This window comes from Streptococcus timonensis, from assembly GCF_900095845.1.
Lineage (GTDB): Bacteria > Bacillota > Bacilli > Lactobacillales > Streptococcaceae > Streptococcus > Streptococcus timonensis.
The window spans coordinates 993813-1006703 of sequence record NZ_FMIX01000004.1 but is presented as its reverse complement, the minus strand read 5'-3'; the positions used below and the strand labels follow the sequence as shown (position 1 = coordinate 1006703).

Annotated in this window: 21 protein-coding genes; all 21 read left to right on the top strand. The window is 37.6% G+C overall.

What is annotated here, in order from left to right; genetic code table 11:
* Window positions 1-60 precede the first annotated feature (60 nt).
* The 21 genes from BQ2679_RS08735 to BQ2679_RS08635 all read left to right on the top strand — a co-directional run bounded on the left by BQ2679_RS08735 (window position 61) and on the right by BQ2679_RS08635 (window position 12829).
* Window positions 61-1122, top strand: a complete 1062-nt coding sequence (locus BQ2679_RS08735) for a DNA/RNA non-specific endonuclease (RefSeq protein ID WP_075567812.1) — start codon at window positions 61-63, stop codon at window positions 1120-1122.
* A gap of 108 nt (window positions 1123-1230) precedes the next feature.
* On the top strand, window positions 1231-1467 hold the full coding sequence (locus BQ2679_RS08730) for a DUF2829 domain-containing protein (RefSeq protein ID WP_000141913.1): 237 nt from the start codon (window positions 1231-1233) through the stop codon (window positions 1465-1467).
* The gene (locus BQ2679_RS08725; protein WP_075567811.1) at window positions 1460-2158 is read left to right on the top strand and encodes a 3-oxoacyl-ACP reductase; all 699 of its coding nucleotides are present in this window, start codon (window positions 1460-1462) and stop codon (window positions 2156-2158) included. Before BQ2679_RS08730 ends, BQ2679_RS08725 begins: the two co-directional genes overlap by 8 nt.
* A 36-nt stretch (window positions 2159-2194) precedes the next feature.
* A complete protein-coding gene (locus BQ2679_RS08720) occupies window positions 2195-2530 on the top strand; it encodes a hypothetical protein (protein WP_075567810.1) in 336 nt (111 codons plus the stop codon).
* An 18-nt stretch (window positions 2531-2548) separates the two neighbouring features.
* A complete protein-coding gene (locus tag BQ2679_RS08715; RefSeq protein ID WP_075567809.1) occupies window positions 2549-2968 on the top strand; it encodes an SMI1/KNR4 family protein in 420 nt (139 codons plus the stop codon).
* Window positions 2969-2986: 18 nt separating this feature from the next.
* Window positions 2987-3328: a DUF7716 domain-containing protein gene (locus BQ2679_RS08710; RefSeq protein ID WP_075567808.1), complete on the top strand. Its 342-nt coding sequence runs from the start codon at window positions 2987-2989 to the stop codon at window positions 3326-3328.
* A 58-nt stretch (window positions 3329-3386) separates the two neighbouring features.
* On the top strand, window positions 3387-3758 hold the full coding sequence (locus tag BQ2679_RS08705) for an Imm51 family immunity protein (RefSeq protein ID WP_075567807.1): 372 nt from the start codon (window positions 3387-3389) through the stop codon (window positions 3756-3758).
* Between the two features lie 76 nt (window positions 3759-3834).
* Complete coding sequence (locus BQ2679_RS08700; RefSeq protein ID WP_075567806.1) at window positions 3835-4650, top strand: pentapeptide repeat-containing protein; 816 nt, start codon at window positions 3835-3837, stop codon at window positions 4648-4650.
* A 50-nt stretch (window positions 4651-4700) separates the two neighbouring features.
* On the top strand, window positions 4701-5261 hold the full coding sequence (locus BQ2679_RS08695) for an immunity protein (RefSeq protein ID WP_075567805.1): 561 nt from the start codon (window positions 4701-4703) through the stop codon (window positions 5259-5261).
* Window positions 5262-5292: 31 nt separating this feature from the next.
* Window positions 5293-5799 carry an Imm26 family immunity protein gene (locus BQ2679_RS08690; RefSeq protein ID WP_142324087.1) on the top strand — a complete coding sequence of 169 codons (507 nt, stop codon included), beginning with the start codon at window positions 5293-5295 and terminating at the stop codon, window positions 5797-5799.
* An 11-nt stretch (window positions 5800-5810) separates the two neighbouring features.
* Window positions 5811-6437, top strand: a complete 627-nt coding sequence (locus BQ2679_RS08685) for a hypothetical protein (protein ID WP_075567804.1) — start codon at window positions 5811-5813, stop codon at window positions 6435-6437.
* 74 nt (window positions 6438-6511) lie between these two features.
* On the top strand, window positions 6512-6901 hold the full coding sequence (locus BQ2679_RS08680; RefSeq protein WP_075567803.1) for an Imm50 family immunity protein: 390 nt from the start codon (window positions 6512-6514) through the stop codon (window positions 6899-6901).
* 76 nt (window positions 6902-6977) lie between these two features.
* A complete protein-coding gene (locus tag BQ2679_RS08675; RefSeq protein WP_244491730.1) occupies window positions 6978-7778 on the top strand; it encodes a hypothetical protein in 801 nt (266 codons plus the stop codon).
* Between the two features lie 13 nt (window positions 7779-7791).
* Window positions 7792-8232, top strand: coding sequence for a hypothetical protein (locus BQ2679_RS08670; RefSeq protein ID WP_075567802.1), 441 nt, complete (start codon window positions 7792-7794; stop codon window positions 8230-8232).
* 98 nt (window positions 8233-8330) lie between these two features.
* A complete protein-coding gene (locus BQ2679_RS08665) occupies window positions 8331-8615 on the top strand; it encodes a hypothetical protein (protein WP_075567801.1) in 285 nt (94 codons plus the stop codon).
* Between the two features lie 54 nt (window positions 8616-8669).
* On the top strand, window positions 8670-9233 hold the full coding sequence (locus BQ2679_RS08660) for a hypothetical protein (protein ID WP_075567800.1): 564 nt from the start codon (window positions 8670-8672) through the stop codon (window positions 9231-9233).
* Between the two features lie 33 nt (window positions 9234-9266).
* Window positions 9267-9956, top strand: coding sequence for an SMI1/KNR4 family protein (locus BQ2679_RS08655; protein ID WP_244491729.1), 690 nt, complete (start codon window positions 9267-9269; stop codon window positions 9954-9956).
* Window positions 9957-10114: 158 nt separating this feature from the next.
* Window positions 10115-10858 (top strand): hypothetical protein, encoded by a 744-nt coding sequence (locus tag BQ2679_RS08650; RefSeq protein ID WP_244491728.1) that lies wholly within the window; start codon window positions 10115-10117, stop codon window positions 10856-10858.
* A gap of 84 nt (window positions 10859-10942) precedes the next feature.
* Window positions 10943-11341: an NTF2 fold immunity protein gene (locus BQ2679_RS08645; RefSeq protein ID WP_075567797.1), complete on the top strand. Its 399-nt coding sequence runs from the start codon at window positions 10943-10945 to the stop codon at window positions 11339-11341.
* An 88-nt stretch (window positions 11342-11429) separates the two neighbouring features.
* Window positions 11430-12359, top strand: coding sequence for a hypothetical protein (locus BQ2679_RS08640; RefSeq protein WP_075567796.1), 930 nt, complete (start codon window positions 11430-11432; stop codon window positions 12357-12359).
* A 20-nt stretch (window positions 12360-12379) separates the two neighbouring features.
* Window positions 12380-12829 (top strand): hypothetical protein, encoded by a 450-nt coding sequence (locus BQ2679_RS08635; protein ID WP_083237591.1) that lies wholly within the window; start codon window positions 12380-12382, stop codon window positions 12827-12829.
* Window positions 12830-12891 lie beyond the last annotated feature (62 nt).

The window sequence follows — 12891 nt, the reverse complement described above, 5'->3', positions numbered from 1 at the left end:
TTTGAAAATGCAAATTATTAATGATAGAATAAAATAACAATATAATAAGGAGCATTTGAAATGAAAAAAATAGTTTTGACTTCTGTTGTTCTACTTTCACTTTTGACATCTGTTGGTTGCTCGAAGCATAAAGATGAGGTGAGAGTGACTGAGCCTGTTACGACTGAACAGACTACGCAGGATAATAAAAAGCTATACAAAGAAGCTGGTCTACTTACTTTTAAGAACGAAAAGCAGCTAGAACTCGGGGAACTTGATTCTAAATCTCGTGCAACTTATGCTCATATTCAGCTGAAAGATAGTGATGAACCCAAAGATAAGCGAGAAGCGAAATTAAAGTTTGATCCAGTTGGATGGCATAACTATAAATTTTACTTTGGTGATGGTACAAAGGAAGCCTGGTTGATGAATCGTGGGCATTTAGTTGGTTATCAATTTAGTGGACTCAATGATGAAGGTCGCAATCTAGTTCCTATGACAGCATGGTTAAATACTGGCGCCTTTACAGGAACGGATGATAAAAATCAAAGTAGCATGCTCTATTATGAAAATGGACTCGATTCATGGCTTGCAAATCATCCTAATTATTATCTTGACTATAAGGTAACAGCGGTTTATAAGGATGATGAATTGATTCCGAGACAGATTGTCCTCCAGTACGTAGGGATTGATTCGGATGGAAATTTACTTGAAATTAAACTAGGTAGTAGTAAGGAAAAACTTGATAAGTATTCCGTGACCCATGTGACTTTAGAGAATGTTTCAGCAAATGCAGAGATAAATTATGCTGACGGTACTGCAAAGAACACAGTCAAATCAGCTGAGGAACGCGCCGCTGAGCAAAAGGCAGCTGAGGAAAAAGCTAAGAAAGAGGCTGAAGAAAAAGAAGCTGAAGAAAAAGCGAAAAAAGAAGCTGAACAGAAGGCTGCGGAAGAAAAAGCACAGCAAGAAGCTAAAGAAAAAGCTAGACGAGAAGCAGAGGAAACCACAGAAGAAGTTGAAGGAAGTCCACGAGATACTAATACTGGAGGTTATTTTAGAGATAGAAATGGAAGATGGCACCGACCAAATGGTAAGTTTGCTTCCAAAAAAGAAATTAGAGAAGCCGGATTGCAGTGGTAATGGATTTGATAATTCTTTCAAAATAGAAAAAACACAGTCAAAAAGCCGTTGGAAAACGGTTTTTTGTTATAATGAAATTAAGATTTATAGATAACAAAGGAGAAAAACATGACATTCGAAGAAATCCTGCCTGGACTAAAGGCAAAAAAGAAATATGTACGTACTGGATGGGGTGGAGCTGAGAACTATGTCCAGCTCTTTGATACCATCGAACAAAATGGCGTCGCCCTTGAAGTGACACCCTATTTCCTCATCAACGTATCTGGTGAAGGGGAAGGCTTTTCTATGTGGAGTCCAACTCCTTGTGATGTCTTAGCGACAGACTGGGTGGAAGTCCATGACTAAACGTGTACTGATTACAGGGGTTAGCTCTGGGATTGGTCTGGCTCAAGCTCGACTCTTTTTAGAAAAAGGTTATCAGGTTTTTGGAGTGGATCAGGGTGAAAATCCTTATTTACAGGGTGACTTTCACTTTCTACAACGTGATTTAACGCTTGACTTGAAACCCATTTTTGATTGGTGTCCTCAGGTGGATGTCCTCTGTAATACAGCTGGGGTTTTGGATGACTACAAACCTTTACTAGAACAATCTGCTCAGGAAATCCAAGAAATTTTTGAAATCAACTATGTGACACCTGTGGAGTTAACCCGCCATTATTTAACGCAAATGCTGGAGAATAAAAAAGGAATCATTATCAATATGTGTTCCATTGCTTCAAGTCTAGCAGGCGGTGGTGGGCATGCCTATACCTCTTCTAAACACGCCTTAGCTGGATTTACCAAGCAGTTGGCTCTAGACTATGCTGAAGCTGGAATTCAGGTCTTTGGGATCGCTCCAGGTGCTGTCAAGACGGGCATGACTGCTGCGGACTTTGAACCCGGTGGATTAGCAGACTGGGTAGCTAGTGAAACCCCCATCAAACGCTGGATTGATCCAAGTGAAATTGCAGAAGTCAGCTTATTCTTAGCTAGCGGTCACGCATCTGCCATGCAAGGACAAATCCTGACGATTGATGGTGGCTGGTCTTTGAAGTAGCATAGTTGGTATTTAGTGAATATGTGGAGGTAAGTTATGAAAAGAAATGAGTTCGGATTTGTGTTACCAAATCTCTATTATCAGTTTTTATCAGAATGGGACGAAGTGGATCCTTATGAGATTGGTGACTCAGGTATCTGTTTATATGCTAATGAGGATCTATTAGAGCGTAATGAGACCTATCAGATAGAAGTAGATGAACCAGACTTCTTTTTGATTGGTCAAGAGGGAGATTTGGCTTATTTTATCAAGAAAAATGCAGATGATTGCATTTATGAAAATGACTTAGGTGCTTTAGGTTCCTTAGAAATGCAAAAAGTAGCTGCAAACGTCTATGACTTTATTAACAATATTTTAGAGGAAGAATTGTAAAAAAGGAAGAAATTAATCATGTTTAGGATGCTTGATGAAGATTCACCGATTTCAAAAGAAGATTTTTTACAATTTGAGGAGATTCTTGGGAAGGAATTGCCAAAAACTATGTTGGACTTTTATCTCAAGCACAACGGTGGTCAACCCCAAGTAAGGGGAGTCCACGATGAACATCATCTCTTTCCTTTTAATTCCTTTGATTCACTTGATGAGATGAAGAAGTCTCTTTCCTGGTTTGACGATGAGGCTGTGCCTGAGGGATTTAAGGCCGCAGATCTTCTCCATTTTGCCTATGATCCTGGATTGGGCAACTATGCTCTTTCTCTAAGGGAAGAGGATTATGGCAAGGTGTATTTCTATGTTTTAGAAGAAAAAGCTGATTTGTATGGTCAATGGCCATCTTTTGAGGATTTTTTGAATTCTTTTGTTGAAGAGTGAGACTAAAAAGGAGAAGGGATGCTGAAATACCAAGAACTTTCACTAGAGCAGATAATCGAGCAGATGCGTGTGGACAAGTTATCATCAGATGATTTTTGCCTCTATTCTAAGGAGTATGGAGAACTGAGACTTAATAGCCTATATTGGGTATCAGATTATCCAGATGTTGTGGAAGATCGTGATGTCTACCCGACAGAAGTGGCGGAACAAAACCTTCAGCTAGTCTACTATGGAGAACAGTTGATTGATGTTCTCAACGTAGCGCTTGAAGAAAAGCCAAATGCAAGTCTCCAAGACTTGGTTGATGCTTTGAATTATTATAATCAGCACGATAACTTTATGCCCTTTTATGCTGAGTAGCTCTACTAGATTTATGAAGTCCTGCTACCAATAAACACGTTCCATAAGGAGTTAAGAAATGATAGATTACGAAAACATAAATGAAAAAATTGCCCCTTTTAACTTGCTTGTATATGATGAGAATCCTCAAAATGTTCGTGGGTCGCTCATTTATTACCCTGATGGAGAATACAGACAGGAAGTGTTTGACACTCGAGAAGACGAAGGGGTCGAAGGGAATGGCTACGATTGGGCATCTCTGGCTTTGGTATTTTTGGAGGAAAAAATTCCTGAATTAAGCGAAGCGATCGACTTTGATCCGGAAGGAAGTATGTTTTGTGCCTATTCTTCCAATGTAGACGCCTTAGCTAGATTTGCTCTTGGATTGAAAGAGTTTTGTGATGATATCGACACTATGAAAGACTTGTTTAGTAGAGCGGAGCTGGATTAACTTACCCCCCTCCAAAGTTTAGGAGTTAAAATAGAGACAGTCGATTAAATAGAACAATTAAAAGATGGAGCAGGATATGGTTGAGAAAGATGGGATTATCATAAAGGATGGCCAGATCATCCTAAACAGTGGTGAGAAGCTATCGGTTGAAAATCTTATAGAGGAAGCGAGAAGGATTCGTTTTATCAGTAATCAGCACTTTAAGGATATAAGCATCAGAATACTAGAGAGTTCACGAGTCGTGTTTGAAAACTGTATCTTTGAGAATGTCTTCTTTGAAAACTGTGATTTGAGGGAAATCAGCTTTAAAAATCATACAGTTATTCGAAACTGTACTTTTAAACGATGCAATTTAAATGGAACTTTATTTTATGATAGTCACATTATATCGTCTACCTTCCTTTCTTGTCAGATGAAGCGTCCTCTTTTGGAGAATGTCAGTGAGATGAGGGATTGTCTCTTTAAAAAGTGTAGGATGCACGACATTTTCTTCTCCCTGCCAGCTTTTCAGAATAATAAAATTATTGGAAAATTGTCTGAATGTACCTTTGGGTCGAAAACTAAGAAAGTAGAAAAATTGTATGCAGATCTATCAGAGGCTCAGCTCAGTTTTGTCGAGTTTACAAGTTGTGATTTGACGGAGACGATTCGTCCAGAGGATCCAGATATTCTTTATATAAAAAACTTGAGTGAACGATCAAAGAAGGCTCAGGAAAAAATAGCGACGATCCAAGATGATAGAAAAAGGCGAGCTCTTTCTATCCATACAGAGAGTTGGATGAATGAAGAGTATGTGGATTATTTGATGAGTCGCAAAGATTACAAATGGGCCTGGGATGATTATTTTGAGGATGTGTCGAAGTGTTTGGAACTGGACTGGGCGATTGACTAGCTCTTATGTGAATAGCATTAGAGATAGTCAGCAGAAGAAAGGATAGAGAAATGGCAGTCAATATCGATGAATTCGTGAAGGAGCTTGGTTTTTGTGTGGTGCCTACAAAGGAGAAACCATTTCGTCTGGATGAGGTCCGTTTCAACCTTTTGGCTTATTTAGAGGATTATTCCAAAATGGGATTTTCTTTTGTCAAAGCAGGTGACGAACTAGTCGAACTAAGGAAAAATCAGGAGAGCTATAGGCTTGTTGGCCAGTGTTTTTTAGGAGCTTTTGTAATTGGAGAAGAGGAACAAGTCTTCTTACTTTGCAATCGAGAAGGAAAGGAAGTTTTTCAAGAAGCGAGGATTTATGTCAATTCTTCCTTACATACTTTTGTTTCCTCTTATTCGCTCTTTCTATCAAGTATCTTTCTTTTGAAAGCAAAGTTTTATGAGATTGAGCAAGATGAAGTCGAAGAGATTGCAGCAAATTTGAAGAACCAAGTACTTGCCTTAGAAGCTCCCCTTGAACAAGAATTGCCCTTCTGGGAACACATGGCCTATTTGATAGAAGACGATGGAATCGTTCTAAGAGATGATCTCTTTCATATCTTAAATAAAGAGCAGTAGGAATAGAATTAAATTCATTATGGAGAAAAAATTGCCCCAGATAAAAATTCGTGAGTGGAATGAAAAGCCAAGAACAAAACTTCGATTTATTAAAATTGGTGATATTTTTTGCTATCAATTTTCGGAGGAAATGTTTGTATTTGGTCAAATCCTTGGAAAAGTGAATGTTGGTTATGTCATTCAATTTTTCGATATCTTTCAAGCAAGTCCTACTATAACAGTTGAGGAGCTAAGTCGTGCTCAATTTATAGGTAAGCCCATCATTATAGATTCCTACACCTTGTTTGACAGAAGTCCAGTATGGTCTTGGCAGATAATTGGTCACCAAGCGGATTTTGATCCAAGCCCTTTTAAGGATTTAGCCTTTAAGTGGGGAGACCCAAATGGTCCTCAATTTGGGAAGGTCTGGCTAGATGGTAGGCGGGAACCTAAGATTTTTTCTAGGGAAGAAGTTGAGGATCTAGACTGGGAAGCCTGTGTCGGAACTATAGTTTATAACAGAATATTGGAAGAAGAACTGGACAAGCAGATGAAATAAAGGAGTTTGAGATGGACTATGTAGATGAGTTAACTTCAGGACGTACGCCCTTGATAAAAAAAGCTGCGAAAAAAATTTTAAAGGGTAAACTAAAAGGATATGGACCATTTTTGCATCAAGCCTTGGAAGGCGAGATGGAAAAACCTAAATCATGGGAATCACAAATGTACTTACTCTACGCCATAGCCGCAACGGATTGTACAGAAGAAGTCCCCTATCTCAAATCGTTGCTGCTGAGAGATATTCCAACACCCGTAACCTACCGCTCTCTAGCAGTAGCGATTGCTTATCTAGAAAATTCAGAAACAGAGAACTTGTCTTTTGTTTATGAGTCCTTAGAATCGAATAACTCATCTCAAGCTGCAGGTGCCTGTGCAGCGATATATCAGAGAAAGATTGTGCTGAAAGATGATGATTTTAACAAAATTATGTCTTATGTAACTCAGCCTAAATATCTTGAGCATATTGGTCAAGTCATAAATCCATTTTTATTTATTTTAGCTGCATCTTATTTATATCCAGAACAGAATCGCCAGAAAATTGTAGACTTTTCCCGTCAGTTCGATATATCTATCGTCAAGGATATAATCAATGACGTTACAAAAGGAAAGGACGGCAGGAGGGTCAGTCTATTCTAAAATCTCCTTAAAGAGCGAAACAATAACTCTTAAAAACAAGACTTTTATTCATTTTTAAAAAAGGAGTTCATCTTGTGAAATGGTTTGAAAAAGCAGTGGGCAGGGAAAAGATTATTCATCTATTTGATGGTGATTTGGAATTGAAGAATGTATTTCTTGATACTGTGTTATGTTACGATTACAAATTAGATCTTGTCTTTTATTTATTTGATTTGCCAACTAATTTCCCTGAAAAGTGGCAGAAAAGTGCATTTAATGCCATAAAAATTAATTTAGAGTTTTTTAATTTAGATGAAATCCATTTTTATTCTAAGGGGATTCATAAGGTGAATGGTCAACTGGAACTGCTTTTTTTAGAGAATAAGGTTGAATTCAATTTTATAAACCAAAATGATGTGATGTTATCAGGATCTTCTGACCTTGTTAGAATTGCTGAGATTGGGCCAGTGAAGATTGATACTTAAAGATGTATTCCTAGCTTATTTGCAGAGATTCTGGATGATCAAAAAATCTTCCATTGCTAGGAGGGAGACCACGACTATGGGAAAAAGTGAAGGAAGAGCACAAACATTAGACCTTGACCTAAGGCTAAACCTTTCTACAAGAAAAAACTACGAGACCACGAATATGAAGTTACAGTATTTTGAATTAGATAAGCCCTATGTGGAAAATCAACAGAGGGTTGAGGAGCTGATGGACTCCGCTGCGCTAACTTACGAGGAAGCTAGAATTAAGGACTATCGACAGAATTGGAAAGACCTGCGAAGAGCGTTCGTATATGAATCCAAATGTATGACCTCTATGGTAGAGCGCCTCTTCAAACCAGTTGTGACCAAGGATTGTTGGAAAATCATCGTAGAATGTGTAGATACGATTAGCAATCCATCTATCATGAACCTACTTGGTGTCTATACTGTTCAGGTCTTATTTGATTTTTCTAGCTATAAAACCTTGAGTCCATTGGAACAGAAAAAGCTGCTCATAGAGGCCTTGGTAAAAGGGGTAAAGCGCGTGTTTCAGGAGCTCTCCATTCCTTGCTCCTTGATAGAGGATGTAGTCAATGAAATAGAGAAAAACGATTATGAAAATAGCTGGGAGTGGAAAAGGAAGAAGATCCAATTCACAACCTATTCCATTCAAGTGGAGCATCAGCTTGATAAGGTGGATTTGTTTTGGAAGATAGAGCATAATGATAAGAGCATCCGTCAGTTGATTCAATCCTGCCCTGCTCACGAGATGGACTATGGGGCTAAGCTTGCTAGACTGGAAGTGAAAGGTAACTTCCTTTATCTGTTGGATAAACAGAATGAGGTTGTGAGCAGAATTTCTGTTTTAGAATGATGGAGCAAGAACAATGAGTGAGTTAAAAAAGAAATTATCCTTATTAAAAGTTGAAAGACGAATCAAGAATTTGAAGGGGATAAAGGATGTCCATTTTCTGACCGATAAACCTAAAGAAATTGATTGGTATGCTGGGGAGTTGAATCCTATAGACTCTCCAATTCCTTGTCTCTATGAGTTTCCTGCCAATCTTACTACTAAAGATCTAAGTAGGTCAATTCAAAGTCTTGTTGGCAATAGCAGTCGGTTTATCCTAGTTTTTTGGGAGTTTTTACCAGTTTACGTCTTGTTTCAAATGGAGTCTTTGGTTGAGTTTTTGCCCTCTTATTCTACTGAATTTTCTACCAGAGACCTGACACTTTTCTTTCAAGACCAGGAAAAAGTACTGGATCTCCATTTAGCGGAGGATAAAGTAGAAGTGAGAGTCTTGGAGAATAAATCTAAGAACCCGTAGATTCTATAATGTGAAAGCTTAACATTGAATTAGTCTATGAAAGAGGCAAATAGGAAAGAATGCCATTCTTGGAGAGACAAATGGTAAAGGTGGTTCTAATGTGTGAAAAAGAATATTATTATTATGGCAATAGTGAGTTTATGTCAGGCCTAGGAGTTATTTATACAGAGTTTACTGGTCAGCGTGCAAGTCGACAAATTAACGTTTTGAATGGGCACTCTTATGCTTCTTCTTGTCTACAGGATTATGTTCCAGAAGTAGGGTTTCTACTCTATGATGGTCGAAAAGATGAGTTGGATCTATCAGACTCCATCAGGATTAGTCAAGAGGAATTTGAACGAATTTGGGCTCAGGCTGTCGCTAGCGGTCAGAATGATACGTAATCGTCAGTTGTAAATAGCCAAATATAATCTCAAAAATGTGAGAGGAGTCCAATAATGATGTTCAATTTGTTGAAGGAATTCGTAGAAGTCTATCATAGAAACAAGGGCTTAGGAGAGCTTGTATTTACTAGTGACTGTCTCCATGTCGAAAAGCCAGATTTGTCTGGTCAATTGAAAGAGTTCTACCAACATTTGAGCTTTAAGGAAGAAGCTTATTTTAGAGGAGCTCCCTATGATCTTGCTCTAATTCCTCTCCCTCTATGTGAAGCTGCATCAGAAGGATGGCAGGATCCTAGCTGGAAAGAGAGTTATGTGATTTTTGCCCACATGATGGGCGATGAGCCAATCTTTTGTGATCTAACTAGCGAGCTTAGTCCTGTATTTGGCAAGATTCCTGGAAATTCTAAGCTCTATAGCTTAAGCCCCTCTTTATCTACTTTCTTGTCTACCTATAGTCAGATGAAAAAGCTAGAAATCACCAAGTTTGAGAATGACATCTACATTGATGAGGATTTATTGGACTACAAAGAGGGATTCTTGGAGGGAATTATGGCTATTATCGAGGAGCAACTTCCTGAAGCCTATCGAAATGATTTTATAGCATTTATGCTGGGTTAAAGCCAAATAGAGAGAGATGAGAAGCAAATAGAAATGAAGAATTTTTTAAAATGTTGTGAGGATCTGGTCATACAAGAAAGTGGGGTCTCAGCTCTTGAACTAGAAAAACTCAAAGCCAAACAGTTTCCGCAAGCTCACCTGGATTTGCTCTCCATAACCAACGGCTTGGAATTTTATGGTGGCTATTATCGTTTGTTTAGTACAGATTCTGCTCAAGCCATCACGCTGGACTCTTGGAATTCGGATGAGCTATGGAAAGATGTCTGGAGAGATTATGCATCAGACTACTATTTTTTTGGAATGTCTGCTATTGGAGATCAATTCGCTTATAGATTGAAGGATGGGAACATTCAAAGTCATCAAGTTTATTATTTAGATGGGATTACTATGGATGTCATCGAGATCTACGACAGTTTTGAAGCATTTTTCGAGAGGGAATTTATTCTGAAAGCCCAAGGTGGGATGGAATCTATTTTTGTGTCTGCTAGGGAGCGATTTGGAAATCTAGACCTCTCCACAAGCTGTATTTATTCCCCTTCCTTAATGATTGTGAATGATCCAAGCGTTGAGAATCTCATGCTTTTACCGACAAAGGATGTCATGACTATCAATGGGGATTTGCTTGTTCAATTATCTGATTCGGAGGAGTCGATTACGAAACTGGAGCAATATCTAGACGCTTCGGGTAGAGCTAGAGTCAAGGTTATCTTTGATCGAGATTGAGCAAGCAGGATAAAGTTTATATAGAAAAGAATACTCTTGAGATTCATGATTTTAGTTTTTGAGACAAGCAATGGCTTATTCTTCTTGTAAAAGTGTCATTGTAAAAATAGATAGGTTGAACAAAGAAAACGAAGCATGATATTCATGAAAAGAGGTGAATGATGACCAGTTTAGATAAATATTTAGAGATCATTAAAAAAGGATTTTCCGAAAGAGAGAATCTAATGGCAATGGATCCTCTACATTCTATTGAAGACATTGCACCATTATTAGACGAAACATTGACTTATAAAGAATTCATCGATATCAATCGCTTATTAAGACAAAAGTACATTGTTGAAAACCCAGAGGATATGCTGAAGGATGTGGATTTTAATCAGCTTTCATTACCTAGCAATACGAGAGTGATTTACTTGATGGGAAGTAAATCTGATGTGCTAGACTTCTCAACATACGAACAAGTAGAAAAAATTTTATTAGTTGGTGCTAGAAGAGTAAGAAAGATCATCTTGCCCCAGAACGATTGTGTAAAAGCTTTAGGGCTTTCTTCTATGACAAATTTGGAAACGATAGAGAACATTTCTTTTCATAAAGGCATGCGTTATCTGCACGTTGATTATGGTGTAAAGTTGCCGGACTTTGATTTTATAAGGGATTTAAATCAGTTGCTCTATCTTTCATTTACAGCAAATAAAAATTTACCAGAATTGGATTTTATCCAGTCCTCTAGTGAGCTTCGTTTTTTGGATTTTGTCGATACGAATATTTTTAACTACGCATCAACAGTTAACTACTTGAAGAGTCTGAAACATCTCCGATTTTTAACAACGGGAAGAACGAATCAAAAGCAAAGGGAACTTCTTAGAAGTGAGTTACCACATGTTTGCATGCGAGAGGGGTAAAAACATGTCTTCAATACAGGTTTTTATAACCTATGTCTTCATTATAAACGAACCATTAGTCCCGTTGTCTAAGTAGGAGGAAATATGAGCCATACAAATCTAGCAAAAGAAACCTTACTCCAGTTTATGCAGGCTATGTATTCTTGGGAAAGAAAAGCCACTAGGAACCTAAGAAACCAAGCTTATAAAGAGATGTTGAAGGATGAATTATCTACTATTTTTAATCAGTTTTGTACATCTAAAAAAACACTCAGAGCAAGGGAAGTATCTTTATCTGTCCGGTTTCCGTTTGACTATAAATTAGAAACACATCCCATCGTTGCTGAAGAGCATAATGGAAATCAAGCTTATTTCTACATCAAAGAGAATCGTTCTGGTATAGAAACTCTCTATCGTTTTCAAATGGTGTTTCAAAAGGGAAAATGGTGGATTAATAAGAAAGAATGGTTTGATGATGGGAAGTGGATCAATTCTTCCTTGTGAAATACTGGATAGTATAGGAATGCAGGAAGAGATGTACTTCAAAAAATAGCGGTAGTTTAGTGTAAGAAATAAAATTTTAGAGGTCAATATGAATAAAACACTTTCAAATCAAAAAAGAAAAATAACAACCGTTAAAAATCAAGTACTAAAGGCGAGAGATTTTGATCTTGAAAAAGCACAGCTTTATACTACTAAAGCAATTTTAGAAGCATTAAAAGCAGGCAAAAAAAGCCTTGAGATCAATTGGGAGGAAAACGGGAAAACAGAAACCTACTCCTATAAACATGTACGGATGGTTCATGCTATTAAACCATATACTTTGGTTTCTGAGTTCATTGAAAACAAGACATCTGAAACCTATCAATCTTTACTAAATGGCTGTTTTTGTTCTGTAATGGCAGATATGGCTTCTGCTAAATATTTAGCTAAAGGGGGTTCAAACTTTGATACAGATATTTGTTTGAATATCTTATTTGCCCTTGCCTATTTGGATGATACTTATGTCGAATTTTTAATTGATAAATTAGTCTATTTTAAAGAAGCCCAAGTTGAAAAAGGAAAAAAAGTTATTTTCTTTTCAGCCAAGAGTTTATTGCCTTTAGTTGTTTTTCTTTATGGAAATGGTAAGGGTGATCGACTTGCTAACCTACTGGAGAATGCTGGTGATGCCAAATATCAACCCTTGGACTCAAACCCTTATCATAATGTGAATGATGCCTATAAACAGGTTATGGAAACTATTTTTTCAGAGGATGTTGATGTTTTTAGAGAAACAATTTTATCCATGTGTGATTATCATTTAGCGAACACCAAAGATAGTCATTTAGTTGAATTCAATACCTTACTATGGCAATATTTCCCAATTGAAATCTTAGTTTTACTAAAAGAACGCCAGAAAAGAGGCCTCATAATCGACGGGCTTAGCCATCCCTTGCTTGATGACTTTTTACCCTATTTCATGAATGACTTTCAGATATCCGAGCAAAATAAGATGATTCTAGGAACGATCTTAGACTAGTTGGGTAGAATGGATGGAAATTGTCAATATCCCGTGGAATCGAAGCTAATTGTGAGGAAAAGACTGAAAAGAGAGGGAAACACGTGAATCTAGAAGCTATAAAATTTGATGATGATCTTGAAATGAGCGTTTTTATACCAGAGCAACACGATTCTATTCGCCTGGTTTTGTCGGATGGGCTTGCTTTAGCAGATGAAGTAATGGCCAATGACTACAAAGAAAAAATCGTTCATATGCTTGGGTCATCTGCTTATTGGTATGAGTTAGCTGAAAAACGAATCTTTTCGGAACTATCCATGATGGGGCAGTTAATGGCGATCTATCTGCTCTCCGAACAGACGTCATCCGATTGTATTTTTGGCTTATTATTTAGAGTGGACGCTGAAGTAGAGCATGGAAGAGGAATGAAGATTTCACTTGAAGAGATGACTATCATTGACTATGGAGACGCTGATAGAGCATTTTGTTAGATTAGAAATGCATATCAGTAAGTTTAACGAACTGCGAATAATCTCCCCCATTAATATCAAAG

Coding starts and splice junctions, on each gene's coding strand:
- BQ2679_RS08735 (WP_075567812.1), top strand. CDS start 61: ATGAAAAAAATAGTTTTGACTTCTGTTGTTCTACTTTCACTTTTGACA.
- BQ2679_RS08730 (WP_000141913.1), top strand. CDS start 1,231: ATGACATTCGAAGAAATCCTGCCTGGACTAAAGGCAAAAAAGAAATAT.
- BQ2679_RS08725 (WP_075567811.1), top strand. CDS start 1,460: ATGACTAAACGTGTACTGATTACAGGGGTTAGCTCTGGGATTGGTCTG.
- BQ2679_RS08720 (WP_075567810.1), top strand. CDS start 2,195: ATGAAAAGAAATGAGTTCGGATTTGTGTTACCAAATCTCTATTATCAG.
- BQ2679_RS08715 (WP_075567809.1), top strand. CDS start 2,549: ATGTTTAGGATGCTTGATGAAGATTCACCGATTTCAAAAGAAGATTTT.
- BQ2679_RS08710 (WP_075567808.1), top strand. CDS start 2,987: ATGCTGAAATACCAAGAACTTTCACTAGAGCAGATAATCGAGCAGATG.
- BQ2679_RS08705 (WP_075567807.1), top strand. CDS start 3,387: ATGATAGATTACGAAAACATAAATGAAAAAATTGCCCCTTTTAACTTG.
- BQ2679_RS08700 (WP_075567806.1), top strand. CDS start 3,835: ATGGTTGAGAAAGATGGGATTATCATAAAGGATGGCCAGATCATCCTA.
- BQ2679_RS08695 (WP_075567805.1), top strand. CDS start 4,701: ATGGCAGTCAATATCGATGAATTCGTGAAGGAGCTTGGTTTTTGTGTG.
- BQ2679_RS08685 (WP_075567804.1), top strand. CDS start 5,811: ATGGACTATGTAGATGAGTTAACTTCAGGACGTACGCCCTTGATAAAA.
- BQ2679_RS08675 (WP_244491730.1), top strand. CDS start 6,978: ATGGGAAAAAGTGAAGGAAGAGCACAAACATTAGACCTTGACCTAAGG.
- BQ2679_RS08670 (WP_075567802.1), top strand. CDS start 7,792: ATGAGTGAGTTAAAAAAGAAATTATCCTTATTAAAAGTTGAAAGACGA.
- BQ2679_RS08665 (WP_075567801.1), top strand. CDS start 8,331: ATGTGTGAAAAAGAATATTATTATTATGGCAATAGTGAGTTTATGTCA.
- BQ2679_RS08660 (WP_075567800.1), top strand. CDS start 8,670: ATGATGTTCAATTTGTTGAAGGAATTCGTAGAAGTCTATCATAGAAAC.
- BQ2679_RS08655 (WP_244491729.1), top strand. CDS start 9,267: ATGAAGAATTTTTTAAAATGTTGTGAGGATCTGGTCATACAAGAAAGT.
- BQ2679_RS08650 (WP_244491728.1), top strand. CDS start 10,115: ATGATGACCAGTTTAGATAAATATTTAGAGATCATTAAAAAAGGATTT.
- BQ2679_RS08645 (WP_075567797.1), top strand. CDS start 10,943: ATGAGCCATACAAATCTAGCAAAAGAAACCTTACTCCAGTTTATGCAG.
- BQ2679_RS08640 (WP_075567796.1), top strand. CDS start 11,430: ATGAATAAAACACTTTCAAATCAAAAAAGAAAAATAACAACCGTTAAA.